The sequence below is a fragment of the Flavobacterium sp. ov086 genome, from assembly GCF_900187965.1.
Lineage (GTDB): Bacteria > Bacteroidota > Bacteroidia > Flavobacteriales > Flavobacteriaceae > Flavobacterium.
Window position 1 is genome coordinate 76271 of the sequence record NZ_FZNL01000019.1, and the last position, 24901, is coordinate 101171.

The window sequence follows — 24901 nt, forward strand, 5'->3', positions numbered from 1 at the left end:
TAAGCCTTTGCTCCTTCTAAAAAAATTATTAGATTTACGTATACCTAAATCCAAAACAATGAGAACATTAGAGCAATGGTTTGAAGAATATGCAGTAAGTCATCAGAACCCAAAAAATAAGGCGATACATTATGTTTGTGTACCTGCAATTTACTTTTCAATAGTGGGCCTGTTAATGAGTATTCCGAGTGGTTTTATTGCCAATACTCTAAAACTAAATACTCCAATTATTGAAAACTGGGCAGTTGTTGTACTCCTTTTTGTTCTTGTTTTTTACATCCGATTATCAATTGCAATGGCGATTAAAATTGCCATTTTCTCTGCTATTTGTTTAATTGTAAATTATTATATCGGACAGGTTTTTCCTTTATGGATGTTTTCGATTGGTGTTTTTGTTATCGCCTGGATCGGACAATTCTACGGACATAATATTGAAGGCAAAAAACCTTCTTTCTTAAAAGATCTTCAATTTTTAATGATTGGTCCGGCTTGGGTTGTAGAAAATTTGTTCTCCAGAAAGTAGTTTTAAAAAAATGCTGTGATAATGGCACGCAGATGACGTAGGCTAACACAGTTTTTTTTGTTTAGCTTTTTTCACACAAACTTGTCATTTTGAAACAAGGAACAACAAATCGATTGGCTATGAAGATAAATAACAAAGAAGTTAAAATTGAAAGCTTTGATATTTTTACCTATCGAAGAATCAGGCGCGCTATTGGGTATTTGGGTATTAGTCTTCCGATATTTTTGGTAGGTTTATCTTTTATCGCTTTTTTCAAAACACCACTTCAGCCTTCTATAAGCAATTATTACTACACCAATCTCAGGGAATTTTTTACAGGAACTTTGGCTGCTGTCGGGTTATTTTTAATTCGGTACAAAGGATACGGTAATGCTTCTATTTTTAAAAACGATAATCTACTGACTAATATCGCCGGAATTATGGCCATTGGAGTAGCACTGTTTCCTATGAATCCGGATGATTTTGCTTCCAAAATTTATACTTTGGTTCCATATCCTGAAAAATGGCTGGGCTGGCTTCATTATACTTTTGCAGCGCTACTTTTTCTGATTATGGCTTTACTCGCCATTAATGTATTTACTATTGGTCAGGAAAACGGAAACCGGGATCAGAAAAGCATTTTAAACGAAAACAATATTTATCGGTTTTGTGGATATTCAATCATTGCTTTTGTAATTCTTGTCCCTATTTCTGAAACTTTAAAATTATTTCGATATTCTACTTTAATTCTCGAAGCTCTTGCCTTATTTGCTTTCGGAATTGCCTGGCTAATTAAAGGCCGTGCTCTAGGCGACAGCGGTGAAATTGGCAAAAAATTATATCAGGAAAATAATCACACTGATACTGAAAAAATCTTTGAGGAATAATCTCTTAGAACATGACATTAGCTTCGCTTTTGAAAACTGGCAGCCTTTACCAGAAAGCTATCTTCTCCTGAAAACTGATGCCATAGCCCAGACAGAAACGGCATCCTTTAATGGTGTGGTTCACCATTAAAGATATAGTGGAATGGCTGGAAAAAGCTCCTGAATAAAAAACACAGGCTATTATAATTAGCAAATTAACAAGACCTTACTGATGTTTTAAAACTCAAATAATAATGTCCAGCGGGTTAAAAAACTGCATTTTTATATTTTGTCCCGATTTTGACTATTTAAAGTGATCTTTTTGATAGTGACAAAAACATCTATCAGTATACCTTTACATTTATGATAATGAAAGCAAAAAAGGGATCAATTGGGCGTTATGCCATTTTCTTTTTCACAATTTTTTGTGGTGCTTTCTTTATGCTTAAAAGTGAAAATCATCTGTTATTAAAAAATAATAGCGGTACATATTCACAAAAAACAGATAACCAAATTTCGAATTCTGTTTTTAATGTATTCGATATTCAAGAAGGACTTGCGATAGATGATGATTTAAATCAACCACTATTAGACATTAATATATTATTTGAAGAATGGAGTGCTTATACTTTAAATCTTCATTTTTATTCTACACAGCCGGTTAGTATAACCAGTCATAATTATTCGTATATCACTTTACCCCGATATATTTTATTTCATTCCCTCCGAATTCCCAGTTGTTAATTTCTTTTTAGACTTCATTTATAAGTTTGTAATTACGGGTAAAATTGAACTTTTGCTTTTGCTGAAAGCAAGTTGTTAAGTTTCTTTCCACCGTCGGCATTTTTTGGTTTAAACTTTAAAGAATGCTGTCAAAACCAAAAAATTATTATTGGTATTACTCTATTAATTCTTTTAATAGGTATCAAACTATAAATGAATCTTTTACAGATTAAATATTCACTTTTCAGACATTCATTGTATCTTTTTTTAATTTTTAACAAGATAAATAATACAATAATTTAATTTAAATAAAAATAATTATGCACTTAACACCAAGAGAAATTGAGAAACTCATGTTGCACACAGCAGGAGAACTTGCTCTAAAAAGAAAGGCCAGAGGTCTAAAATTAAATTATCCTGAAGCAGTGGCTTTAATTAGTCATTTTTTACTGGAAGGCGCAAGAGATGGCAAAAGAGTTGCCGAGTTAATGCGTGACGGAGCTCAGATTCTAACAAAAGATGATGTAATGCCGGGAGTAGCAGACATGATTCACGATGTTCAGATTGAAGCTACTTTTCCTGATGGAACCAAGTTAGTAACCGTACATGATCCAATTCGTTAATCCCAATTTATTATGACACCAGGAGAAATTTTTGTAAAAGAAGGCACAATCATCTGCAATGAAGGCAGAGAGACTGTAAAAATAAAAGTGACCAATACAGGAGACCGCCCTATTCAGGTGGGTTCTCATTTTCACTTTTTTGAAGTGAATAAAGCGATGAGTTTTAATCGTGAAAAGGCTTTTGGAAAAAGACTGAATATTGTTGCCAGTACAGCTGTCCGTTTTGAACCGGGAGAGGAAAAAGAAGTGATACTTGTAGCAATTGGCGGAAACAAAAAAGCAATGGGCTTTAATAATCTTGTTGACGGATTGGTAGATTCTGATACTACGAAAAAAGAAAGTTTAGCTAAAGCGAATCAATTAAATTTTAAAAATTCATAACATGAGCTTAAATGTAGACAGAAAGCAATATGCTAATATATTAGGTCCAACTACTGGAGACAGAATTAGATTGGGAGATACTGACATCATCATTGAAATCGAAAAAGATTTTACCCATTATGGCGATGAAGCTGTTTTTGGAGGTGGAAAAACGGTTCGTGACGGGATGGGACAAAATGTTGAACGCACAAGAGATCAGGGCGTATTAGACCTTTGTATCACCGGAGCAACTATTATTGATCACTGGGGAATTGTAAAGGCAGATATTGGAATCAAAGATGGTAAAATCATCGCTATAGGCAAGGCAGGAAATCCAGACACAATGGATGGAGTATCTCCTAACATGATTATCGGTGCATCTACAGAGGTTCATGGTGGTAAAGGTTATATCGTAACTGCCGGAGGAATTGATACACACATTCACTATATCTGTCCACAACAAATTGAAACGTCTCTTTACAGTGGTATTACAACCATGATTGGCGGAGGAACAGGACCAAATGACGGAACAAACGCAACGACTTGTACGCCAGGTAAATTCAATATTCAGAGAATGTTGGAATCTGCAGAAGAATTTCCTATGAACTTAGGCTTCTTTGGTAAAGGAAATTGCTCGGCAGAAGCACCACTTGAAGAACAAGTTGAAGCAGGAGCCTTAGGTTTAAAAATTCACGAAGACTGGGGAGCTACAACCGGAACAATTGATGCTGCACTTAAAGTAGCGGATAAATATGATGTTCAGGTGGCTATTCATACTGATACTTTAAACGAAGGTGGATTTCTGGAAGACACCATGAAAGCGATCAATGGAAGAGTAATTCATACTTTCCATACTGAAGGTGCTGGTGGCGGACATGCTCCGGATATCATCAAAGCCGCTATGTATCCAAATGTATTGCCTGCTTCTACAAATCCTACACGTCCTTATACCGTTAATACGATAGATGAGCATCTTGATATGCTTATGGTATGTCACCATTTGAGTAAAAATATCCCTGAAGATGTAGCATTTGCGGATTCTCGTATTCGTCCTGAAACTATTGCTGCCGAAGATATTTTGCATGATATGGGAGTATTCAGTATTATGAGTTCCGATTCTCAAGCTATGGGAAGACCTGGAGAAGTAATTACCAGAACATGGCAAACGGCAAGCAAAATGAGAGATCAGCGTGGTCAGTTAGAAGAAGATAAAAATACACAAAATGATAACTTCCGTACCAAACGTTATGTAGCCAAGTACACTATTAATCCTGCTATTGCTCACGGTATTTCGAACTATGTTGGTTCTATTGAGCCAGGTAAAATAGCCGACTTAGTAATCTGGAAACCAGCTTTATTTGGTGTTAAACCAGAGATGATTGTAAAAGGAGGTTTTGTAATTGCTGCAAAAATGGGTGATCCAAATGCGTCTATCCCTACTCCACAACCAGTGATTTACAGAAATATGTTTGGAGCTTATGGTCGTGCTAAATTCACCACTTGTGCAACTTTTGTTTCTCAGGCTTCGATTGATAATGGATCTATTGCTGATTATAAGCTGGAAAAAATGATTCTTCCTGTAAAAAATTGCAGAAACATATCTAAAAAAGACCTTATCCATAATGATAAAACACCGGTAATTGAAGTAAATGCCGAAAACTATCATGTAATGGTAGATGGTGTACACGTTACTTGTGAGCCGGCAGAAACGCTTCCGTTGACTCAATTGTATTATTTATTTTAATAGTAGTAGACATTTAAAAAGACCTAACAGATTTTGAAAAGCTGTTAGGTCCAATATAAAAAATAAAAAACGATGACCATCAGTGAAACTTTAGGTACTATTTCGAATAGTACAATTAACGGACGATCAATAGATTATCTCGACTTAGAATGGTTTGAATCAACAAAGAGAATTCAACGTAAAAAGACACGTCAGGGAGAAGATATTGCCATTAAATTCCTTAGAGAAGGGCAACGCCTTCGAGAGGGAGATATTCTTTTTGAAAATGAAAAGAAAATAATTGTGGTCAATATTCTGGAAACAGAAACTATTGTTATTTCTCCGTCTTCAATGCTCGAAATGGGAACAGTGTGTTATGAAATTGGAAACAAACATATTCCGCTTTTTATACAAGAAGACAAAGTATTGCTGCCTTTTGAAATGCCAATGTTCAGATGGTTGGAAGTGAGTGGTTTTAAACCCGAAAAACAATCTGTGAAATTACTTAATCTGTTAAAATCGAATGTAGAACCTCACGGACATGGAAGTTTGGGTTCAACAATTTTTACTAAAATCCTAAAAATGGCAGCTCCAAAAGATGAATAATATAAAATTTTTAGCCAGTCTTTTGCATATTTCCGATCCTACATTACCTATTGGAGGATATTCTCATTCTAACGGACTTGAAACGTTTATACAAAATAAAATTGTACACAACGCAGCAACTGCACAGGAGTTTGTAGAAAATATGCTTAAGTATAATCTCAAGTACAACGATGGTGCTTTTGTAAAATTGGCCTACGAAGCTGCTGAGACTAATGATTTGAAAGCGATTTTAGATCTGGATCAGGAATGTAACGCTTTAAAGTGTCCAAGAGAAATTCGTCAGGCAAGTCAGAAATTGGGATTGCGTTTGATTAAAATCTTCAAAAGACGTGAGAATTTTCAGTTAATGGAAGCTTATGAAAAAGCGGTTCGAAATGGTGATGCAAATTCTCATTACTCTATTGTTTTTGGAATGTATTGCTCTCTGTTAAAAATTCCTCTGCAAGAAGCCCTTTTTGGATTTTACTACACTTCTACCGCCGGAATGATTACCAATGCTGTAAAGTTAGTACCACTGGGACAATTGGATGGGCAGGATATTTTATTCCGTCTGTATCCGATAATGGAAAAAACGGCTCAGGAAACCATAACATTAGAGCGAGAGTATGTAGGACTATGCAATACCTCTTTTGACATTCGCTGTATGCAGCATGAAAGACTGTATTCAAGATTATACATGTCGTAATTAAAATTAGTAATCAATTTACAAAAAAATGAAAAATAGAAAATATATAAAAGTAGGCGTTGCCGGACCAGTAGGTTCTGGAAAAACTGCTTTATTAGAACGATTAAGCAGACACTTATACGGAACGTATGATCTTGGTGTGATTACAAATGATATCTATACCAAAGAAGATGCAGAGTTTATGGCTAAAAACAGTCTTTTGCCTCATGAACGCATTATTGGGGTAGAAACAGGAGGATGCCCTCACACCGCTATTCGCGAGGATGCAAGTATGAATCTTGAAGCAGTAGATGAATTGGCAAACCGCTTCTCAGATATTGAATTGATTTTTATCGAAAGCGGCGGAGATAATCTATCGGCAACTTTTAGCCCGGATCTTGCCGATGTAACCATTTTTATAATTGATGTTGCCGAAGGTGAAAAAATTCCAAGAAAAGGAGGACCAGGTATCACAAGATCAGATTTACTGGTGATCAATAAAATCGATTTGGCTCCTTATGTAGGTGCAAGTCTTGAAGTGATGGAAAATGATGCGAGAAGAATGAGAAAAGGAGCTCCTTTTATATTTTCAAATCTTAAGACAGATGTGGGCGTACAGGAAATTATAGGCTGGATCAAAAAATATGCTTTACTGGAAGATTGTGAAGAACCGAATCTACTAAGATAATGAACAGTCGCTTACATATTATAGCAGGTTATAAACAAGGAAGTTCCTATGTAAAAGACCTCTATGTGTCTCCTCCTTTTCGTGTAGTATCTGTAGGACAACGCAAAACCGACAATAAGCTTTATCAAATTGTGATGAGTACCTCGCCGGGAATTCTATGCGGTGATCGTTACCAATTAGATATTGATTTAGAAAAAGGAGCCGCGTTGCAGCTGCAGTCACAATCATATCAAAGATTATTTAATATGAAAAATGACGCTGTGCAGCAGCTTACTATCTCGATGGAGGATGATACTTCTTTTGCCTATGTCCCACATCCGGTGGTTCCTCATGAAAATTCTGATTTCAAAAGTAAAGCCGAAATCCGTATTGGTACAAACAGTCAGTTGATAATTAGTGAAATAATCACCTGTGGAAGAAAGCATTATGGAGAGCTTTTTAAACTGAGACGTTTTCAGAATCTTACAGAGATTTATCATAAAAATAAATTGGTTGTAAAGGACAATGTGCTTATTCAACCCGATCTGATTCCGATAAACGGCATAGGAAATCTGGAAGAATTTACGCATCAGGGAACTCTTATCTTTTATAGTACAAAAGAAAATACGAATAAAAATCTCTTAGTCGAAACTATCTATTCTATTATTGAATCTCAAAGTGAGATGGAAATCGGCATTTCGGCAATGGAAGATAACGGATTCGTTATTCGAACACTGGGACATGGTGGTGAAGTAATGTATAATTTTTTCCTTAAGGTTCAGGAAATCCTTTGGGAATTAGAATAAAAAAGAAGCTATGAATACTACTATTTGGGCATTAATACTGAGTGCTGTATCTATAAGTTTTATACACACCGCATCAGGACCAGACCATTATTTACCATTTATTGTTTTGTCGAAATCTAAACAATGGAGTAAAAGCAAAACAATTCTGCTCACAATTGCCTGTGGTTTTGGCCACGTTCTGAGCTCTTTGGTTTTGGGAACTATTGGGGTTTTTATGGGATGGCAGCTTAATAAATTCTCTTGGTTTCAGGAAATCAGAGGTAACATTTCAGGTTGGGCATTGCTCCTTTTTGGTGTAATCTATCTCATATATGGAGTTATTCAAACCATAAAAAACAAACCTCACAAGCATTTTGATGTATTAGGAGATGATGTTTATGTGTATGAACATAATCACGGAGAAGTCGTTATGCCTCAAAGCCGGATAAAAGTAACACCCTTTGTGTTGTTTATGATATTTGTCATGGGACCAAGTGAACCACTTACACCGCTTCTTTTTTATTCGGGATTAAATCGTTCTGTGACCGAAATTCTTGCATTAGTAATACCATTTGCACTTACAACTGTTGCAACAATGCTGGGCATGGTATTGCTTGGGCGATACGGATATTCAACCTTTTTCAAGACCGACAAACTAGAACGCTATATGAGTGTTGTAAGTGGCGCTGTAGTCACTATATGCGGTATTGGAATGGTCTTTTTAGGATGGTAAATTCAAAACAAAAAACAATTCAAAATGGATAAAATTTTCACAAAATTTCCCTTTATCGACAATGTATTAAAGGGAATGGGGCAAATTATGCTTCAGGAAAACAGATGGACAGGACTCTTATTTCTTATTGGTATTTTTATAGGAAGCTGGCAGGGAGGTGTTGCTATTTTACTGTCTACAAGTGCTGGAACATTTACAGCGATTAAATTAGGTTATGACAAATCCGAAATTAATGCCGGATTATATGGTTTTAGTGCGGCTTTGGTGGGAGTAGCTTTGTCTTTTTTCTTTCAGACTACAATATTAATCTGGACTCTTATTGTTTTAGGAGGTGCACTGGCAAGTATTATCCAGCATTTTTTTATTAGCAAAAAAATTCCGGCGTTTACATTTCCATTCATTGTTATAATTTGGTTATCCGTTTTTGTATTACATCATTTTACAGATATCCCACCTTCGGAAATGATTAGCGCAAAACCGGAAAATGTTGCATACAGTGAATTTATAACACCCATAAATGGCTTTGGTGAAGTCATTTTTCAAGGAGGATTATTATCCGGAGTCATTTTCTTTATCGCAATTTTTATCAGCTCCCCCGCAGCTGCTTTATATGGTCTTTTGGGATCTTTATTGGGGGCTTATTTTTCATACATGGATGGCGAATCAATCGAAGGTATTCATATGGGACTATTCGGTTTTAACGCAGTACTTTCGGCTATTGCTTTTTCAGGTTTCAAAAAAACAGACGGGTTATGGGTATTAATTGCAGTCTTGATTACGGTTGCTATTGATGACTTCCTGATTGATCATAACATCCTGACTGAAGTAGGCGGCGTATTAACTTTTCCGTTTGTGGTAGGAACATGTATTACATTACTTATTCAGAGATTTTTTATTACTAAAAAACAAAACTAAAATCCATTTAGAACATCATTGAATTCAAAATAATTATGCATTTCTTGCTTTGACAGCAGAATGCATCAGCTAAAAATTACTCAAATTATTAAAATAAAATAAACAAAATGGCATCAAATAAAATAAACTCATTACTAGCTAGAAATACAGAAAATGCTCCAAAAAGTATCGGACCATATTCACAAACTGTAGTGTTTTCACATTATAATAATCTTTCAGCTCAATTACCAATCGACCCAAAATCTGGTAAAATAGTAGCTGGCGGTATAAAAGAACAGACTGAACAGTGTTTTAAAAATATCAAGGCAATTTTAGACAGCATTGATCATGTTATGAATGATGTCGTTAGAATCACTGTATTCGTTAAAAACATCAAGGATATTGATACTGTAGACCAAGTTTACAAAATATTCTTCCCTACTTATGTTCCAACACGAACTACAGTTGCAGTTGCAGCTTTACCTATGAATGCTTTAGTACAAATTGAAGCGCTTGTTTCAAATGGCGAGGGTACAATTCCTAATGCACCACAGGCAGGTAATCTGATAAAACTTATCAATAACACCACAAATGCACCTATATGTAGTTTGTCTGCACAAACAGTATCATTCTCTCATTATAATAATCTTTCGGCTCAATTACCAATCGATCCAAAAACAGGCAGATTGGTAACAGGAGGTGTAAAAGAGCAAACTCGACAATGTTTAAAAAATATCAAAGCAATTTTAAACAGTATTGATGTTCCTTTTGATGATATTGTTAAGATTAATATCTTTCTTAAAAACCTATCAGATATTGAAGCTGTAGATGAGGTTTATACAACATTTTTTCCAGACTCGGCTATTGCCAGAGCTGTAGCTTATGTTCCTGCAAGAACAATCGTTGCCGTTTCTGATTTATCTATGCATGCTTTAGTACAAATTGAAGCAGTAGTATCACACGGAGATGGAACACCTCCTCAAGCTATCGAAGACAGACATGGAATTGTCATAAAAGCAAACAATACCGAAAATGCGCCAAAGAATTCTTTGTCTACACAAACCGTAGCATTCTCACATTACAATCACCTTTCAGCTCAATTACCAATCGATCCAAAAACGGGTAAAATGGTAGCCGGAGGTGTAAAAGAGCAGACAGAACAATGCTTAAAAAACATCAAAGCAATTTTGGAAAGTATTTCACATGGTATGGAAGATGTGGTTAAGGTTAATATTTTCCTTAAAAACATCACAGATAGCGACCTTGTAGATGAGGTTTATACAAAATTCTTTCCAAAGGGTATTCCTGCAAGAAGAACGGTTGGCGTATCAGCATTACAAAAAGATGCCTTAATCCAAATTGATGTAGTGGTTTCAAATGCAGAAGGAACACCTCTAAAAATATAACAGTTATCATTAGATGAGTATATCCTCTCATTTTGATAACATTCAACTCAAAATAATTTATTAAAGGGGGAATAATCCTATTCTCCCCTTACCCTTCTGCTTTATTTCTTTAGCTTTTTTTTATTCCTAAATAAACTAAAAAAGTATTTAGCATCGGGCACGTACGGTTGTTTCTTAATGAATTCAGAAATCAAAATTACCTTATACTTAAAATAAAGCAATTATGAAAAATAGTAAGTTCGCATTTTTATTCTTGGTTGTTATTGGTTGTTATACAGCACAAGCACAAATTAATTTTCCGTCTCAACAAAAAACAGATGATGGAAAATCGCTTTATGAAATGGAGTTTTCTCCTCGCTTAAAATTAAATGGCTATTTAAATTTGGGGGGTAATGACATGAATTCTCAGTCACTCAACTTAAATTCAGCCGACCCTTACAATCCAATCGATCAAAAAAATGCAGGTTTCAATATGTACCAAACACAGCTGGCATGGAAGACTACCTATAATGGATTCTCAAAAGGTCCTTTAGTTACTTATGTCGAAGCACAATGGTGGGGTGCTCCCGGTGCAGGCGGTAACTTACAATTGAGGGTTGCTTACGTAGATTACAATCACTGGCACATAGGTCAGGACTGGACTTTCTTTGGTAACGGTGTTCCAAGCTGGTACAATACGCTGGACTGGGAAGGACCTAATAGCGGTACATGGGCGCGTCATCTACAGGTTAAATATTACAATGATTTTGGTGCCGACAAATCGTGGAAATTTGAAGGTGGTATCGAAAGTTCTTCTGAATATCTTAAAATCGCTGGCGGAGTTACTCCCGGTCAGTTTTCTGTAGATCCAATTGTAGCATTTACCAAAAAACTGCATGACCAGACCGGTTACTTACGTTTAGCCTTTATGGGACGTACGCTTCGTTATGAAAAAGACACAAATGATAATGCTATGACAATGGGATGGGGTGTTAATGTCAATTACAAAACCATGCTTAATGAAAAGAGTTATTTTATGGCTCAGGCTGTAGCTGGTTCTGGTATAGGAGGCTCTTATACTTTATCCGGTGCCTTGTTTGGTAATGGAGGTGCAGGAAATATGTATGATGCCATTTATGACCAGAATGGCAATTTTAAAACGGTTCCTATTTATGGAGGTTCTGCAGGCGTAGAATATTACTTTGGAGAAAAGAAAAGACTGCATTCTAATTTAGTTGTCGGTTATACTACCATGACGTATAATGCAAGTCCTGTTTCGCTTGTAAACAGCAAAGTTATAAATGATAATTCAACATCAGATTTTGTTAACAATAATACGAATTCGAATACGCGAATTGCTTTGCCTTCTGCTTCTATCAATGCTATGTATGATATCACCAAAAACTTCTTAATAGGTTTAGAATATGATGCCGGCGCGAAACAGATCATCAATACCAATACACAAACTTCTACAGTCAATAAGATTGCTGTAGGCATGATGGTTGGATTCTAGCTTTTACTATAATAGACTTTTGAGTCGCATTAAACATAAAAATCTACAAAATCTGCTTGAAGCTTTTGCAAGCAGATTTTGTGGATTATATTACAAAACAAAATGACAAGAATTCAAAATACAATAGTTTTCCTTCTCTTAATGATAAGTGTAGCGTCTGTAGCACAGAAGAAAGAAAGTGAAATGCAAACTTTCCTTAAAGATACAGACAGCAAATTCCCAATAGGTAATGTCTTGATAGAATACAATCACGGAAACACACATACTCATTCAGAACCAGATGGTTCATTCAAATTGCACTTTCAATCCTTTCCGGATACACTTGTAATTAGTCATCAGGGATATGATCAGCAGAAAGTGGCTGTTAATAGCAATACTGAGTATGAAAACAAAGTCATTTTTCTTCAGCGTAAACCTATTGAGATTTCCGAAATAATAATTAATCACAAGTCATTTCTTTCAGATATCACAAAGGTTGATCTTAATAAATTTCCGGTAAACTCAGCTCAGGATTTATTGCGCAAAGTTCCTGGTTTGTTTATTGCTCAACACGCCGGCGGTGGAAAAGCAGAACAAATTTTTCTAAGAGGTTTTGATGCAGATCACGGAACGGACGTTAGTGTGAATGTAGACGGAATGCCTGTAAATATAGTATCTCATGCTCATGGTCAGGGATACTCCGATCTGCATTTTGTGATTCCTGAAACCATCAATAATATCGATTTTGGAAAAGGAGCCTATTATGCTGACAGAGGAGATTTTAATACTGCGGGTTATGTAGATTTTAAAACTTATGGAGCTTTAAAAAACAGTATGATTAAACTTGAAGGAGGTTCTTTTAATACAAAAAGAATTCTGGGAATGTTTAATATCATAAACGATCCTGACAATAAGAAAAATTTCTATTTAGCAACAGAATACAATTATACCGATGGCCCTTTTGATGTAAAACAAAATTTCAACAGGGTTAATATCTTTGGAAAATACAACCAGTGGATAACAGATAATGATTATTTCAATATCCAATTTTCTACGTTTAATTCTTCCTGGAATGCTTCAGGACAAAATCCGGAACGCGCCATTAATCAAGGAATTATTGATCGTTGGGGAAGCATTGATCCTACCGAAGGAGGAAGCACCTCTCGCAGCAATGTCCAGATGAATTTTAAACATATCATTTCTCCATCAGAGCATATTGAAGCGATGGCTTGGTACTCTAAGTATAATTTTAATCTGTATTCTGATTTTACATTTTTCTTAAATGATCCTATTCACGGAGATGAAATTCAACAAAAAGATGGCAGAAATATTTATGGCGGTGAATTTAAACATGTCAAAAATTTCATCTTTTCTAATAGTTCTTTTGAATTGATATCCGGAATTGGATTCCGAAATGACGATATTCAAACTTTGCAGCTGAATCATGTTTATCACAGAGATTTATTATTGGATAAAAAGATGGATGTTACCGGCGTAGAAACCAATTTACACGCTTACTCAGAATTGATATGGAAAACCGGGAAATGGACTATTGCTCCGGCTTTAAGACTGGATCATTTTATTTTCAATATGCATGATTTACTGGATCAGGAGCAATTGCCATCGGGACAATCATCAGAAGCAACCAGACTGAGTCCTAAGCTTAATTTATCTTATGCTTCCAGTGACAAAGTTGTATGGTTATTAAAAACTGGTATGGGATTTCATTCTAATGATATGAGGGTTGTAATTCCTCAAAACGGACGTAACACGTTACCATATTCTCTAGGAGCTGATTTTGGAACAAGACTTCATCCATTAAAATCATTGATTATTACACCAACGGTATGGTATTTATTTCTACAACAGGAATTTGTTTATGTAGGTGATGATGCTGTAGTCGAACCTTCGGGTAAATCAAAACGTTATGGATTTGATTTAGGTATTCGCTACCAGCCATTACCAAATCTGTATTTAAATGCTGATGTTAATTATTCTCATGCCCGATTAATGGAGGAACCAAAAGGAGAAGATTATATTCCGTTAGCACCAATAATTACGAGTACCGGATCTTTAAATTGGGATTTCATGAAAGGCTTTTCGATAGGATTACAGTATCGCTATCTAGGTGAAAGACCTGCTGTTGAGGATAATAGTCTCAAAACAAAACCTTACCTTGTAAATGATTTGATACTTTCCTACAACCGTGCAAAATGGGGGGCTAATTTTCAAATCAATAACTTATTCGATGTAAAATGGAATGAAGCTCAATTTGCTACAGAAACTCAATTGAAAAATGAAGCGGCACCAATTACTGATATTACCTATACTCCTGGAAATCCTTTTGGGATAAAAATGGGAATATTTTATAAATTTTAAATGATATTCATTATTAAATTTGCACGATCTTTAATAGGATAATTAATATGGAAACACTTTCTAATTTTCAGTATAAAAAACTTTTTCTTCCTAACATTACAGAAAAAATACTTTCTAATAATGCAGATATACAGCTTTACAGGCTTGAAGATTATCTAAAAGGTATTCTTATGCCTGTAGTTCCGTACCGTACCACCTTTAATTTTGTTCTGTTTATTACCAACGGACATATTAAACAGTATCTGGAGAATAAAGAATATAATGTAGAAAAAGGAGGTGTTATTTTTATCAAACAAGGAACAATTACAGCGACAATAGAATTATCTGATGATGCCGAAGGTTTTTTCTTAGCCTATGAGAACAATATTGTATCTGAACAGGAATTACCCAAACATAAAACCAGCATTTTTTTTATGCCTCCTTTCTTAAATTTGGATAACCTTACTTACGGAACGATTAAACAACTGCTTACTATTATGGAGCAGGAGTTGTGGCTTAATGAATTGAATTTAAATGAGATAATCATTACTATGCTTCATCTTATTTTGGTTAAAATATTAAGTACCGATTCTGATAGTCATCATAAATCAGCTACTCGTCCTATGGATTTGTCTCTTCAGTTCCGGGATATCTTGTTCAAATATCACAGAGATGAAAAAAGAGTAACATTTTATGCAGATAAACTATCTGTTACAGAAAATTATCTTAATAAATGTGTGAAAAATATAACTCAAAAATCACCAAAACAATGGATTAACGAAATGGATATCAATTATAGCAAGGCACTTCTTCAGTCCAGTAAAGATATTGCTGAAATTGCTTATCAGCTTAATTTTCACACCGCTTCACATTTTACGCAACTTTTCAAAAAAATTACAGGAATCACCCCTAAAGAATATAGGCTACAGTTTTTTAAATAAAATGATGTAATTTCAAACAATCTAGTTGGGATTGAAAGTTGGCAACTTTTTGAGACTGAAATATAAGAACAACTGCTAACACACGCTAAAAGCAATTTGGGTTTTAGGCTTCATTTGAAGTTGGTTTTGTATTTGGGAAATTTGTATTTAACCGAAAAATCTCGCATCTTTATTCCCCAACCTCGCCAAGCGCTAGAACGATGGTGGCAATTATAACAGACATACCTAAAATGACGATCAAAAAAGTAATTTTTATAGTTTTAACAATTTCAGCTTTGACAAGTTGCAGGCGCGGTTACAAAGTTGAAAATGGCAAAGTATATTACGAATATTGGAATGAAGGAAGTGGACAAGGAAAAAGTTTAATTGAACAAGCAGATGCAAAAACTTTTCAAGAATTAACATTTGACTGCGATTGCAACTTTGAGTTTGGCAAAGACAAAAATCATTTGTTTATAGACGGAGAACTTATAAAAAATATTGACCCAAACACTTTTAAGTTTATTGGAAACTATATTTTCCGTGACAAAGACTCCGCTTATTTTTTTGGTTTTTATAACAACTTAAACGATTGTGTAATTAAAGGTGTTAATCCAGACAAAATAAAATTGATTAAATATCCTTGGTCAAAGGCTGATAATTTTTTAATTCACGGAGGAGAAGCTGTAATTATTGACGATATAAATGATTTTGTTCCTATTGACGATGATTGGGGAAAGACAAAAAAATATATAATTAATAACAATCAAATTCTATACGGAGCAGACGTAGAAACTTTTAAAATCACAAGTTCTTTTCAAGGTAAAGATAAAAACTTCAATTACGAGTTCGGTATTATTAATGAAGATGATTTCAAAAAAACAAGTTACAAGAAATTTGATTTTGACAAGCCTATTTGTGAATATGAACCAATAGTATTTGATGATATTTATGACAATTTGGTATTATATAAAGAAGACCAAAATAAAAGAATCGAAATTGTAGAAAAACTAAAATCGAAAGGTTTTTCAATTAAGAATATTAAATATTCAAATTGGTCAGGCGAATCAAAAATTATCAGCGTTGCGTTGGCAAATGACAAATGTAATTGCATTGTTGAGAAACTTTACCGTTATGATTATTCAAAACCTTCTGAAACTGAAAAAATATTTAAAGTAACAGAAAGAATTCATTGTAAACCGCAAGAAAAGCAGAACGAAAAATAACTGTCACCAACAGCCACTACAACGGATTTGGGAAATTGGCTTAATGGAAAGTTGGTCTTGTATTTGGATGATTTGGCAAATCCGAAGAATGGGCTTAATTTAGTCCCAAACTGCTTGTAGCACGAGAACGTTGTGCGTCACTCTGAAAAAGCAACGAACGATAAATGGATTATAAAACATACGAACCTCATTCAAATTTAAAATCGCTTGTAAATTGCTATTGGACTTTGGAAGTGCCTAAGCAATCTGAACTACAAAAACAACGAATAGTTCCTGACGGCTGTATTGAAATGGCTTTTATTCTTGGAGACAATATAAAACGGTACACTTCCGAAGATAAATTTATACTTCAACCTCGTGCAATGGTACTCGGACAAACAATTGAGCCCTTTTACATTGAGCCAATAGGTTATGTAAATACATTTGCTATCCGATTTTATCCTTATGGGTTTGCCAATTTTGTTTCTGAATCAATGAACAATTTAATAAACAAAGAAACATCTATAGACCAACTTTTTGGTGCAGAAAACGCAAATGACTTGGAACAAAAAATCATCAAAGCAGAAAATACGGAACAACGGATAAGCATTATCGAAAAATTTCTTTTAGAAAGGCTTAATGATGAAAAAACGATTAATAGAATAGTAAAGAACATAGTTGATTCCCTTCTATCGACAAACGGAAGTGCTTCAATAAACTCAATTCTTAAAGACGACTTGTCAAAACGAAGACAACTCGAAAGAAACTTCAGAAAGCAAATTGGAGTTAGTCCCAAACAATTGGGAAAGATAATTCGCCTACAAACAGCTTTAAAAATGTTGCTCAACCAAAAGTCGGAAAACCTGACCGATATTGCCTACAATAGTAAATATTTTGACCAAGCACACTTCATTAAAGACTTTAGAGAGTTTACAGGAATAAATCCCAAAGAGTTTCTCGCTGGTGAAAGTTTGGATCTTTCTGCACTTTTTTATAAATAATTCAGGTGTCGCATTTTTACAATTTTAATAGACTTTCAGCTATTAGTTTTGTTCCGTCAATAACAAACTAAAAATGAAAGAAAAAATTTTTATCGCAATTATTGCCCTAACATTCGGTATTGTGTCTTGTAAAAACAAAGATTATTTAACTCCCGAACAAAGCCAAACTAAAGAAATAAACACAAAAAGCGTAAAGAAAATGAACAGTTACATCTCAATTTTTGAAATTCCTGCAACGGACATTTCACGAGCCATCAACTTTTACAAAGAAATTTTAGGGGTAGAAATTGAAAAATTAGATTTCCCAGGAATAGAAATGGGCTTATTCCCATACCAAGACCAAATGGTTACAGGAGTGATTATGAAAGGAGAAGGTTACGAACCTTCTGCTAGCGGAGTTACTATTTATCTGAATGGTGGAGATAATCTACAAACAATTCTTGATAAAATAGAAAGGAATGGTGGAAAAATAATTATTCCTAAAACACCCCACGCTGACGAAAGGGGATTTTTTGCCATTTTCCACGATTCGGAGGGAAATAAAATAGGACTTCATTCACCGAATTAAAAAAGAGCGAACGCACAACAATATGTATAAGCAATAGCGGTTTAAGTGCAAACTTGAACCGCTATTGCATTAATTAAGTATCTTGCTTTCCGAGAATTTAGTGCAAATAAATCCGTTACTGCTCATACATTAGACGGTTATGGGTAAGCTAAAAACTAGATGTGCGAGCTTAACATAAAGTTCAAGTTGGGAACTAAACCTAAACTTTAGAACCTGAAAGAGAATCGTAGAGCTTAACAGATCCATGATTGTATTCGAACCAAAATCCCCTTTAAACATAGGTGTTTTTAAAACTAGAAGAAAATCTTAAAAATTTTAGAACCACAAAAAAAGCCTGAGAATCTGCATCCTCAGGCTTTTTATTTATGTGACCGCGGAGGGGTTCGAACCCCCAACCCTCAGAGCCGAAATCTGATATTCTATCCAGTTGAACTACGCGGTCTTTTGATTGCAGATTGTTGAGTTTAGATTTTAGATTATTGAATGAAATCTAAAATCTGAACTCTAAAATCTAATATTTTTATACTAATAATTTCTTTACAATTGCTGAGATTGTTTTTCCTTCAGCAGTTCCGCCTAATTGTGCAGATGCTAATCCCATAACTTTCCCCATTGAAGCAATTCCAGAAGCTCCAGTTTCAGCAATAATTTTTGCTACTACTGCTTCTACTTCTTCTTCACTTAATTGTGCCGGTAAAAACTTCTCAATTACTGCAACCTGAGCCAATTCTGGTTCAGCAAGATCAGGACGGTTTTGTTCTGTAAAGATTCTAGCGCTTTCTTTACGAGTTTTAACCAATCTTTGAAGTAATTTAACTTCGTCATCTTCTGTTAATTCTTCTTTAGAACCTGAAGCCGTTGCAGCTAATAACATTTCAGATTTAATTGCTCTTAAAGCTTCTAATGCTACTGTATCTTTTGCTCTCATGGCGGTTTTAATCTCGTCCATGATTAATGTTTGTAAACTCATTTTAAAATTTTTATTTAAACAAGCCTTAGCTTATAGATTGATATATTTATTTTAAATTTATTCTTGACTAATTATCTTAAGCGAGGCCAAATGGATTCGAAGCGATAATAAGATTCACTTTAAAAGCGTATCAAAGAAGTCAAATTTTAAATTCTGTGCGAAGATAAAAAAAATAACCCGAAAATTAAATCCAATTCTCGGGTTATCCATATTTATTATGATTGCAAAATTAATCTACATTGTCATGCAAAAATGAATTGTTTGAACGTAGTTGCAAATCGTTGTTACTATCTGTTCCAACTGATATTCTGGAACTGGTGTTATTTGATTGTGAATTAGACAAATCAATTCCTAATCTTTTATAAGCAGGCTCTTTTTCCAGTTCGTCAATTCTTGAAACGTTATTATGAAATTTATAATTAAATTCTTTTAGTTTCTTTCTTCTCTCTTCAGCTCTTAATCGTAACGTTTCCTCAATTGTTAATTCCATTGGAGAAACATGTGATGTTGTTGAATAATCAGCTTCGCTTGCAAAATCAACTCTTGGCTTCATAGTGATATTTAATTCCTCAGGAATTACATCTTCGATCACTTTTTCAACCGGTTTTGATGCCACTAAATCATTTTCAACTTCCATATATTCTTCTAAAGAATATTTGATGATTCCGTTTTCAGAAAGTTCTGTTACCGGTACAAATTGTACTGGATCATTTACTTTTATATTACGGGTCTCATTTGATAATTCAAACAAGATTTTAGTCTCTTGTTGTTCAGTAACTGGCTCTCTTTTTACTTCTGGCTCTGATCTGTAAAGTGGTAAATCAAATGAAAAAGTCGTTTGTTCTTCTCTTTCAAAAGTTCTTTGCTGAACAGGTTTCACTTCCTGAAAAGCTTGCACTTCAGGAGCAGGAGTTGATATTGTAAAATCGATATCTGTAATTGGCGAAACGATCTCAAAAGTCACATCAAGATTCTTGATAAACTCAGACATTACCACTAATTCTTCCTGATTAATAGTTGGAGCAACTGCAACTGGAGCAACCGGAGTTGGAATTACGGGAGCAACCGTATCAGCAAACGAGGTATCTTCCATTAAATCAAAAACAATCTTTTCTTCTGATTTTGCAGTAGATGTTTCTGTATTTACATCAAAAGAAGTTAATGTCTTATTTGTTAAATCATAAACACTTCTTTGATCGTCTCCTAATGTATGGATGATTTTTTTAGGCTCAGTATTTACAATTTCGTTTTGTTGTTCCACATCAAAACCTGTCGCAATAATAGTCACGGCAATAGCATCACCAAGGGTTTCGTCTTCACCAACTCCCATGATAATATTAGCATTATGCCCCGCTTCTACTTGAATATGATCGTTGATTTCTCCAATCTCATCCAGTGTAATTTCGTTTGATCCAGAAACGATAAGCAACAATACGTTTTTGGCTCCTGTAATTTTGTTGTCGTTTAACAACGGAGAATCCAATGCCGAAACGATAGCATCTTTCGCTCTGTTCTCACCCGCAGCAACAGAAGATCCCATGATAGCTGTTCCACTGTTTGATAAAACAGTTTTTGCATCACGTAAATCGATATTTTGAGTATAGTGGTGCGTAATTACTTCGGCAATACCTCTTGAGGCTGTTGCTAAAACTTCATCCGCTTTAGAGAATCCGGCTTTAAAACCAAGATTTCCGTACACTTCTCTTAACTTATTATTATTAATTACAATTAGTGAATCAACTTGCTTACGCAATTTTTCGATTCCTAAAAGTGCTTGTTCCTGACGAACTTTCCCTTCAAACTGAAACGGAATTGTCACAATACCAACAGTCAGGATTTCTCTTTCTTTTGCCAATTGTGCAATTACCGGAGCTGCACCTGTACCTGTTCCACCACCCATACCAGCGGTAATAAATACCATCTTAGTACCACGGTCTAACATTTTTTCGATATCAGCGATACTTTCAATAGCAGATTGTTGTCCTACATCAGGATTTGCTCCTGCTCCAAGACCTTCTGTTAAATTCATTCCTAACTGAATTTTGTTAGGTACCGAACTGTTCTGTAGTGCCTGTGAATCAGTATTACAAACGATAAAATCTACGCCTTTAATACCTTGTTTAAACATGTGATTGATAGCGTTACTACCACCTCCGCCTACACCTATTACTTTGATTACATTTGATTGGTTTTTTGGTAAATCAAATGAAATACTTCCAAATTCTGAGTTGCTCATCATCTTTTTGGTTTTTGAAATTCTTATTTAATACATTTTTTACTCTTGACTTGGGGCCAATAGTAATTCCTTTTCTCTTTATTATCTTATTCTGCGTTGTCTAAAAAATCTTTGATTTTGTCGACATATCGGTCAAAAAATGATCTTCTAATTTTTGTTTCCGTAGATTCTTCTTTAGACGAATTATTTCTAACTTCCCTTGTGTCTTCAATAGTTTCTACTCTTTCAACGTAGTTTTCTTCAACTTCGTATCGTTGCTGAACAGGTTGTTGTGTTTGAGGTGGCACGTTTCTGTAAACCACTTTTGGCTGCTCATTCACAATTTCCATTCTAACAGCACTTTGCGTACTATTTTCGATACTATTCATTACTAATCCAACTGCTGTTGCAAATAACGGACTAGAAATTTCTTCGCTCGAGTTCCCTGCTAAATGCTCGTTTGGATATCCAATTCTGGTATCCATACCTGTAATGTACTCTACTAATTGTTTTATATGTTTTAGTTGAGCGCCACCACCTGTAAGAACGATTCCGGCAATTAATTTTTTACGAGGATCTTCGTGTCCATAAGCTTTAATCTCTGCAAAAACCTGTTCAACAATTTCCACAACACGTGCGTGGATAATTTTAGATAAGTTTTTAAGCGAAATCTCTTTTGGTTCTCTTCCTCTTAAACCAGGAATAGAAACAATCTCGTTGTCTTTATTTTCTCCCGGCCAAGCCGATCCGAATTTTACTTTTAAAAGCTCTGCTTGTTTTTCGATAATCGAACAACCTTCTTTAATGTCGTCTGTAATCACATTTCCTCCAAAAGGAATTACTGCTGTATGACGAATAATACCATCTTTAAAAATGGCTAAATCTGTTGTTCCACCACCAATATCAATTAAAGCTACACCTGCTTCTTTTTCTTCCTGACTAAGAACCGCATCTGCCGAAGCTAATGGTTCTAATGTCAATCCTGACAATTCGATTCCTGAACTCTGAATACATCTTCCAACATTTCTGATCGAAGAAGCTTGCCCAACTACTACGTGAAAACTAGATTCCAGTCTTCCGCCGTACATCCCGATTGGTTCTTTAATTTCAGATTGTCCATCTATTTTAAATTCTTGTGGCAAAACGTGAATAATTTCTTCTCCCGGTAGCATGGCCAGCTTATTTACCTGGTCAATCAAAAGCTGAATATCTTTTTCGCCAATTACTTCTTCCGGATTATTACGGCTGATGTAATCTGTATGCTGTATACTTCTTATGTGTTGTCCTGCGATACCAACAACAACATCTTTAATTTTATAACCTGAATTATTCTCTGCTTCAAGTATTGCTTGTTGAATTGATTGAATAGTTTGCGTAATGTTGTTTACAACTCCTCTCGCAACTCCCAAACTTTTGGATTTACCAATACCCAAAATTTCCAACTTACCATACTCATTTTTCTTGCCTATCATAGCAACTATCTTTGTCGTTCCAATATCTAGACCTACTGCAATGTTATCTTTTTCCATTTTCTATTATTTTGTGCAAACTACTTGTTCCGTAAACCTAAGGTCAATCTTATTGTATTTATATAACGAACTATCTAAAACTGCTTTTTGAAAAAAAGCTTTATAGTTTCTAAATTTCTTATCAACATTCATCGTTCTGCCAAAATCGATGAAGTAATTATAATTTCGATTAAACATTTTTAGGCTGCCATTCGGCATAATTTGTATTGCAATGATGTTTTTTTTCAAAAACCCATCGTCATAAATTGTGCGAAATAAAGCAGCTAAATCTTCGTTATTTTTTTTATTTATTGCCCCTGAAACAAGAGGAACTCGCGCCGTAAAATTGTCCGACAAAGGCATTTTATTTCCCTCATAGTCAATATAAAAAGATTGATCACCATCATAAACTCTCGCTATTGGTGTCTTCTGTTTTACTACCGCTTTTAGAACGCCATCGATACTTACAAAAACATCTGACTTCTCAATCATGTCTTGCGTATCAAGGGTTTTTTCTATCTTATTCAAATCTAACTCATCTTTTCGGATACTGGAAGCGTCTCTTTTATTTTCTATCAACAATTTATTAACCGTTTCCGGCTTCACAAAAAGCGTATTTTCTCCTACAAAAACAACCATGGATTTCTTTAATTTTCGATCTCCATTTCGATGTTGAGCAAACGAATACAAAAAAAGTACAAGCCCCAAAATGAGAATTAATCGAATATTTGTCCAATTAAATATTTTCATTTAGCATTTTTTTAATTGATGGAACCATTTCTCCAATATCACCAGCTCCTATTGTTACAATTATTGGCGCATCACTGGCTTTGATCTCCGCTAATAAATCACTTTTTGCAACAATTTTTTTGTTCGAATTCGTCATTTTTCCCAACAGCCAATCAGATGTAATTCCTTCCATCGGTAATTCGCGTGCAGGATAAATATCCATCAAAAACACTTCATCAAATTGAGATAAACTCTCCGCAAATCCATCTGCAAAATCTCTTGTTCTACTGAATAAATGTGGCTGAAAAATGGCCAAAACTTTACGATTTGGATACAATTCTCTAACCGCCTGGTGTACAGCATTTATCTCTGTTGGATGATGTGCATAATCATCAATATAAACCAACTTTTCAGACTTAATCTGATAAGAAAAACGTCTTCTGATTCCGTTGAATGAAGCAATGGCTTTTGCGATGGAGTCGGTCGGGGTGCCAAACGTTTTTGCCATGGCAATAGCCATTAATCCATTCATTAAATTGTGTTTACCAGGTAATCCAAAATGCAGGTCTTTCATAATTTCCGATGGCGTTTGCACATCAAAAACATAACTTCCATCTTCAATACGAACATTGAACGCCTTATATACAGCATCTTCATTTATAGCACATTGAACGCCTTCAAGCGGCAATTCTTTGGTTATAAACAGCTTATTCTTATTTTCTATTTTCGAAGCAAATTCTACAAACGAAGCCTCAATAGCCTCACTTGTTCCGTAAATATCCAAATGGTCCGCATCCATTGAAGTGATACAGGCGATATTTGGGTGCAAATGCAGAAATGAACGATCAAATTCATCTGCTTCTACAACCGTTACCGTTTTACCATTTCCGATTAAATTCGAATTATAATTCTCTACAATTCCACCCACAAAAGCAGTTACATCCGCTCCGCTTTCATATAAAATATGACCTAAAATACTTGATGTGGTAGTTTTTCCGTGAGTCCCGGCAACAGCGAAACTAAAAGTACCTTTAGTAATAATTCCTAAAACTTCAGCACGCTTTTTAATTTCGTAATTTCTTTCAATAAAATAATTCCATTCTGAATGTGTTTTAGGCACAGCCGGAGTAAAAATCACCAATGTATTTTCGGCAAAATAATCTGAAGGAATTAAACTAATATTATCTTCAAAATGAATATCAATTCCGCTTTCAATCAATTCATTAGTTAACATCGAAGGTGTTTTATCGTAACCTGAAACCTGTTTCCCTATATTTTTAAAATAGCGAGCCAGGGCACTCATTCCGATGCCTCCAATACCAATAAAATAAACGTTTTGTATCTGATCTAAATTCATTTCTTTTTGCTTTAAGCTTTAGGCGATATGCTTTATGCATAGACCTT

General features: G+C 34.8%; 24 protein-coding genes and 1 tRNA gene. 19 read left to right on the forward strand and 6 right to left on the reverse strand.

All coding sequences use genetic code 11. The annotated features are described in order from the left end of the window. Nucleotides 1-58: 58 nt before the first annotated feature. The 19 genes from CHB81_RS19105 (at nucleotide 59) to CHB81_RS19195 (ending at nucleotide 18075) form a co-directional block, all read left to right on the forward strand. Nucleotides 59-523 (forward strand): DUF962 domain-containing protein, encoded by a 465-nt coding sequence (locus CHB81_RS19105; RefSeq protein ID WP_089353440.1) that lies wholly within the window; start codon nucleotides 59-61, stop codon nucleotides 521-523. Between the two features lie 119 nt (nucleotides 524-642). Beyond that, entirely contained in the window at nucleotides 643-1389 is a 747-nt protein-coding gene (locus CHB81_RS19110) for a hypothetical protein (protein ID WP_089353441.1), read from the forward strand. A gap of 348 nt (nucleotides 1390-1737) precedes the next feature. Further along, nucleotides 1738-2112 (forward strand): hypothetical protein, encoded by a 375-nt coding sequence (locus tag CHB81_RS19115; protein WP_089353442.1) that lies wholly within the window; start codon nucleotides 1738-1740, stop codon nucleotides 2110-2112. Nucleotides 2113-2411: 299 nt separating this feature from the next. Then, on the forward strand, nucleotides 2412-2714 hold the full coding sequence (gene ureA / locus CHB81_RS19120; RefSeq protein ID WP_089353443.1) for an urease subunit gamma: 303 nt from the start codon (nucleotides 2412-2414) through the stop codon (nucleotides 2712-2714). A 12-nt stretch (nucleotides 2715-2726) separates the two neighbouring features. Beyond that, complete coding sequence (ureB, locus tag CHB81_RS19125) at nucleotides 2727-3095, forward strand: urease subunit beta (RefSeq protein ID WP_089353444.1); 369 nt, start codon at nucleotides 2727-2729, stop codon at nucleotides 3093-3095. Between the two features lies 1 nt (nucleotide 3096). Next, nucleotides 3097-4818, forward strand: a complete 1722-nt coding sequence (gene ureC, locus CHB81_RS19130) for an urease subunit alpha (protein WP_089353445.1) — start codon at nucleotides 3097-3099, stop codon at nucleotides 4816-4818. A gap of 72 nt (nucleotides 4819-4890) precedes the next feature. Then, nucleotides 4891-5403 carry an urease accessory protein UreE gene (gene ureE / locus CHB81_RS19135; RefSeq protein WP_089353446.1) on the forward strand — a complete coding sequence of 171 codons (513 nt, stop codon included), beginning with the start codon at nucleotides 4891-4893 and terminating at the stop codon, nucleotides 5401-5403. Further along, nucleotides 5396-6088 (forward strand): urease accessory protein UreF, encoded by a 693-nt coding sequence (locus tag CHB81_RS19140; protein ID WP_089353447.1) that lies wholly within the window; start codon nucleotides 5396-5398, stop codon nucleotides 6086-6088. Before ureE ends, CHB81_RS19140 begins: the two co-directional genes overlap by 8 nt. A 28-nt stretch (nucleotides 6089-6116) precedes the next feature. Continuing rightward, on the forward strand, nucleotides 6117-6755 hold the full coding sequence (gene ureG, locus CHB81_RS19145; protein WP_089353448.1) for an urease accessory protein UreG: 639 nt from the start codon (nucleotides 6117-6119) through the stop codon (nucleotides 6753-6755). Continuing rightward, a complete protein-coding gene (locus CHB81_RS19150) occupies nucleotides 6755-7540 on the forward strand; it encodes an urease accessory protein UreD (protein WP_089353449.1) in 786 nt (261 codons plus the stop codon). Before ureG ends, CHB81_RS19150 begins: the two co-directional genes overlap by 1 nt. A 10-nt stretch (nucleotides 7541-7550) precedes the next feature. Next, a complete protein-coding gene (locus CHB81_RS19155) occupies nucleotides 7551-8252 on the forward strand; it encodes a hypothetical protein (RefSeq protein ID WP_089353450.1) in 702 nt (233 codons plus the stop codon). 24 nt (nucleotides 8253-8276) lie between these two features. Continuing rightward, a complete protein-coding gene (locus CHB81_RS19160; protein ID WP_089353451.1) occupies nucleotides 8277-9167 on the forward strand; it encodes an urea transporter in 891 nt (296 codons plus the stop codon). A gap of 107 nt (nucleotides 9168-9274) precedes the next feature. Continuing rightward, on the forward strand, nucleotides 9275-10552 hold the full coding sequence (locus CHB81_RS19165; protein ID WP_089353452.1) for a RidA family protein: 1278 nt from the start codon (nucleotides 9275-9277) through the stop codon (nucleotides 10550-10552). A gap of 223 nt (nucleotides 10553-10775) precedes the next feature. Then, nucleotides 10776-12044 carry a hypothetical protein gene (locus tag CHB81_RS19170; RefSeq protein ID WP_089353453.1) on the forward strand — a complete coding sequence of 423 codons (1269 nt, stop codon included), beginning with the start codon at nucleotides 10776-10778 and terminating at the stop codon, nucleotides 12042-12044. A 102-nt stretch (nucleotides 12045-12146) separates the two neighbouring features. Next, the gene (locus tag CHB81_RS19175) at nucleotides 12147-14402 is read left to right on the forward strand and encodes a TonB-dependent receptor plug domain-containing protein (protein WP_089353454.1); all 2256 of its coding nucleotides are present in this window, start codon (nucleotides 12147-12149) and stop codon (nucleotides 14400-14402) included. Nucleotides 14403-14449: 47 nt separating this feature from the next. Further along, on the forward strand, nucleotides 14450-15322 hold the full coding sequence (locus CHB81_RS19180; RefSeq protein WP_089353455.1) for an AraC family transcriptional regulator: 873 nt from the start codon (nucleotides 14450-14452) through the stop codon (nucleotides 15320-15322). A 230-nt stretch (nucleotides 15323-15552) separates the two neighbouring features. Next, on the forward strand, nucleotides 15553-16527 hold the full coding sequence (locus CHB81_RS19185) for a DKNYY domain-containing protein (protein WP_176427550.1): 975 nt from the start codon (nucleotides 15553-15555) through the stop codon (nucleotides 16525-16527). Nucleotides 16528-16691: 164 nt separating this feature from the next. After that, on the forward strand, nucleotides 16692-17507 hold the full coding sequence (locus CHB81_RS19190; protein WP_089353457.1) for a helix-turn-helix domain-containing protein: 816 nt from the start codon (nucleotides 16692-16694) through the stop codon (nucleotides 17505-17507). 73 nt (nucleotides 17508-17580) lie between these two features. After that, on the forward strand, nucleotides 17581-18075 hold the full coding sequence (locus CHB81_RS19195; RefSeq protein WP_089353458.1) for a VOC family protein: 495 nt from the start codon (nucleotides 17581-17583) through the stop codon (nucleotides 18073-18075). Nucleotides 18076-18443: 368 nt separating this feature from the next. Here CHB81_RS19195 and CHB81_RS19200 read toward each other — a convergent pair. From CHB81_RS19200 to murC, 6 genes are all read right to left on the reverse strand, one after another. Next, nucleotides 18444-18517: transfer RNA gene (locus CHB81_RS19200), tRNA-Arg, on the reverse strand. 78 nt (nucleotides 18518-18595) lie between these two features. Next, nucleotides 18596-19045, reverse strand: coding sequence for a GatB/YqeY domain-containing protein (locus CHB81_RS19205; RefSeq protein ID WP_074659845.1), 450 nt, complete (start codon nucleotides 19043-19045; stop codon nucleotides 18596-18598). A 229-nt stretch (nucleotides 19046-19274) separates the two neighbouring features. Further along, nucleotides 19275-21284, reverse strand: a complete 2010-nt coding sequence (gene ftsZ, locus CHB81_RS19210) for a cell division protein FtsZ (RefSeq protein ID WP_089353459.1) — start codon at nucleotides 21282-21284, stop codon at nucleotides 19275-19277. Between the two features lie 83 nt (nucleotides 21285-21367). Next, nucleotides 21368-22789 (reverse strand): cell division protein FtsA, encoded by a 1422-nt coding sequence (ftsA, locus tag CHB81_RS19215; protein ID WP_089353460.1) that lies wholly within the window; start codon nucleotides 22787-22789, stop codon nucleotides 21368-21370. A 6-nt stretch (nucleotides 22790-22795) separates the two neighbouring features. Further along, the gene (locus CHB81_RS19220) at nucleotides 22796-23518 is read right to left on the reverse strand and encodes a cell division protein FtsQ/DivIB (protein WP_089353461.1); all 723 of its coding nucleotides are present in this window, start codon (nucleotides 23516-23518) and stop codon (nucleotides 22796-22798) included. Then, complete coding sequence (gene murC / locus CHB81_RS19225) at nucleotides 23505-24854, reverse strand: UDP-N-acetylmuramate--L-alanine ligase (RefSeq protein WP_089353462.1); 1350 nt, start codon at nucleotides 24852-24854, stop codon at nucleotides 23505-23507. The genes CHB81_RS19220 and murC overlap by 14 nt, the downstream gene beginning before the upstream one ends. Nucleotides 24855-24901 lie beyond the last annotated feature (47 nt).

What these genes read in the sequence shown, in the direction of transcription:
- ftsZ (WP_089353459.1), bottom strand. Translation starts at nt 21,284, where the DNA reads ATGATGAGCAACTCAGAATTTGGAAGTATTTCATTTGATTTACCAAAA.
- CHB81_RS19110 (WP_089353441.1), top strand. Translation starts at nt 643, where the DNA reads ATGAAGATAAATAACAAAGAAGTTAAAATTGAAAGCTTTGATATTTTT.
- CHB81_RS19220 (WP_089353461.1), bottom strand. Translation starts at nt 23,518, where the DNA reads ATGAAAATATTTAATTGGACAAATATTCGATTAATTCTCATTTTGGGG.
- CHB81_RS19195 (WP_089353458.1), top strand. Translation starts at nt 17,581, where the DNA reads ATGAAAGAAAAAATTTTTATCGCAATTATTGCCCTAACATTCGGTATT.
- CHB81_RS19165 (WP_089353452.1), top strand. Translation starts at nt 9,275, where the DNA reads ATGGCATCAAATAAAATAAACTCATTACTAGCTAGAAATACAGAAAAT.
- CHB81_RS19190 (WP_089353457.1), top strand. Translation starts at nt 16,692, where the DNA reads ATGGATTATAAAACATACGAACCTCATTCAAATTTAAAATCGCTTGTA.
- CHB81_RS19160 (WP_089353451.1), top strand. Translation starts at nt 8,277, where the DNA reads ATGGATAAAATTTTCACAAAATTTCCCTTTATCGACAATGTATTAAAG.
- CHB81_RS19175 (WP_089353454.1), top strand. Translation starts at nt 12,147, where the DNA reads ATGACAAGAATTCAAAATACAATAGTTTTCCTTCTCTTAATGATAAGT.
- ureC (WP_089353445.1), top strand. Translation starts at nt 3,097, where the DNA reads ATGAGCTTAAATGTAGACAGAAAGCAATATGCTAATATATTAGGTCCA.
- CHB81_RS19150 (WP_089353449.1), top strand. Translation starts at nt 6,755, where the DNA reads ATGAACAGTCGCTTACATATTATAGCAGGTTATAAACAAGGAAGTTCC.
- ureB (WP_089353444.1), top strand. Translation starts at nt 2,727, where the DNA reads ATGACACCAGGAGAAATTTTTGTAAAAGAAGGCACAATCATCTGCAAT.
- CHB81_RS19155 (WP_089353450.1), top strand. Translation starts at nt 7,551, where the DNA reads ATGAATACTACTATTTGGGCATTAATACTGAGTGCTGTATCTATAAGT.
- CHB81_RS19140 (WP_089353447.1), top strand. Translation starts at nt 5,396, where the DNA reads ATGAATAATATAAAATTTTTAGCCAGTCTTTTGCATATTTCCGATCCT.
- ftsA (WP_089353460.1), bottom strand. Translation starts at nt 22,789, where the DNA reads ATGGAAAAAGATAACATTGCAGTAGGTCTAGATATTGGAACGACAAAG.
- murC (WP_089353462.1), bottom strand. Translation starts at nt 24,854, where the DNA reads ATGAATTTAGATCAGATACAAAACGTTTATTTTATTGGTATTGGAGGC.
- CHB81_RS19180 (WP_089353455.1), top strand. Translation starts at nt 14,450, where the DNA reads ATGGAAACACTTTCTAATTTTCAGTATAAAAAACTTTTTCTTCCTAAC.
- ureA (WP_089353443.1), top strand. Translation starts at nt 2,412, where the DNA reads ATGCACTTAACACCAAGAGAAATTGAGAAACTCATGTTGCACACAGCA.
- CHB81_RS19115 (WP_089353442.1), top strand. Translation starts at nt 1,738, where the DNA reads ATGAAAGCAAAAAAGGGATCAATTGGGCGTTATGCCATTTTCTTTTTC.
- ureE (WP_089353446.1), top strand. Translation starts at nt 4,891, where the DNA reads ATGACCATCAGTGAAACTTTAGGTACTATTTCGAATAGTACAATTAAC.
- CHB81_RS19205 (WP_074659845.1), bottom strand. Translation starts at nt 19,045, where the DNA reads ATGAGTTTACAAACATTAATCATGGACGAGATTAAAACCGCCATGAGA.
- ureG (WP_089353448.1), top strand. Translation starts at nt 6,117, where the DNA reads ATGAAAAATAGAAAATATATAAAAGTAGGCGTTGCCGGACCAGTAGGT.
- CHB81_RS19105 (WP_089353440.1), top strand. Translation starts at nt 59, where the DNA reads ATGAGAACATTAGAGCAATGGTTTGAAGAATATGCAGTAAGTCATCAG.
- CHB81_RS19185 (WP_176427550.1), top strand. Translation starts at nt 15,553, where the DNA reads ATGACGATCAAAAAAGTAATTTTTATAGTTTTAACAATTTCAGCTTTG.
- CHB81_RS19170 (WP_089353453.1), top strand. Translation starts at nt 10,776, where the DNA reads ATGAAAAATAGTAAGTTCGCATTTTTATTCTTGGTTGTTATTGGTTGT.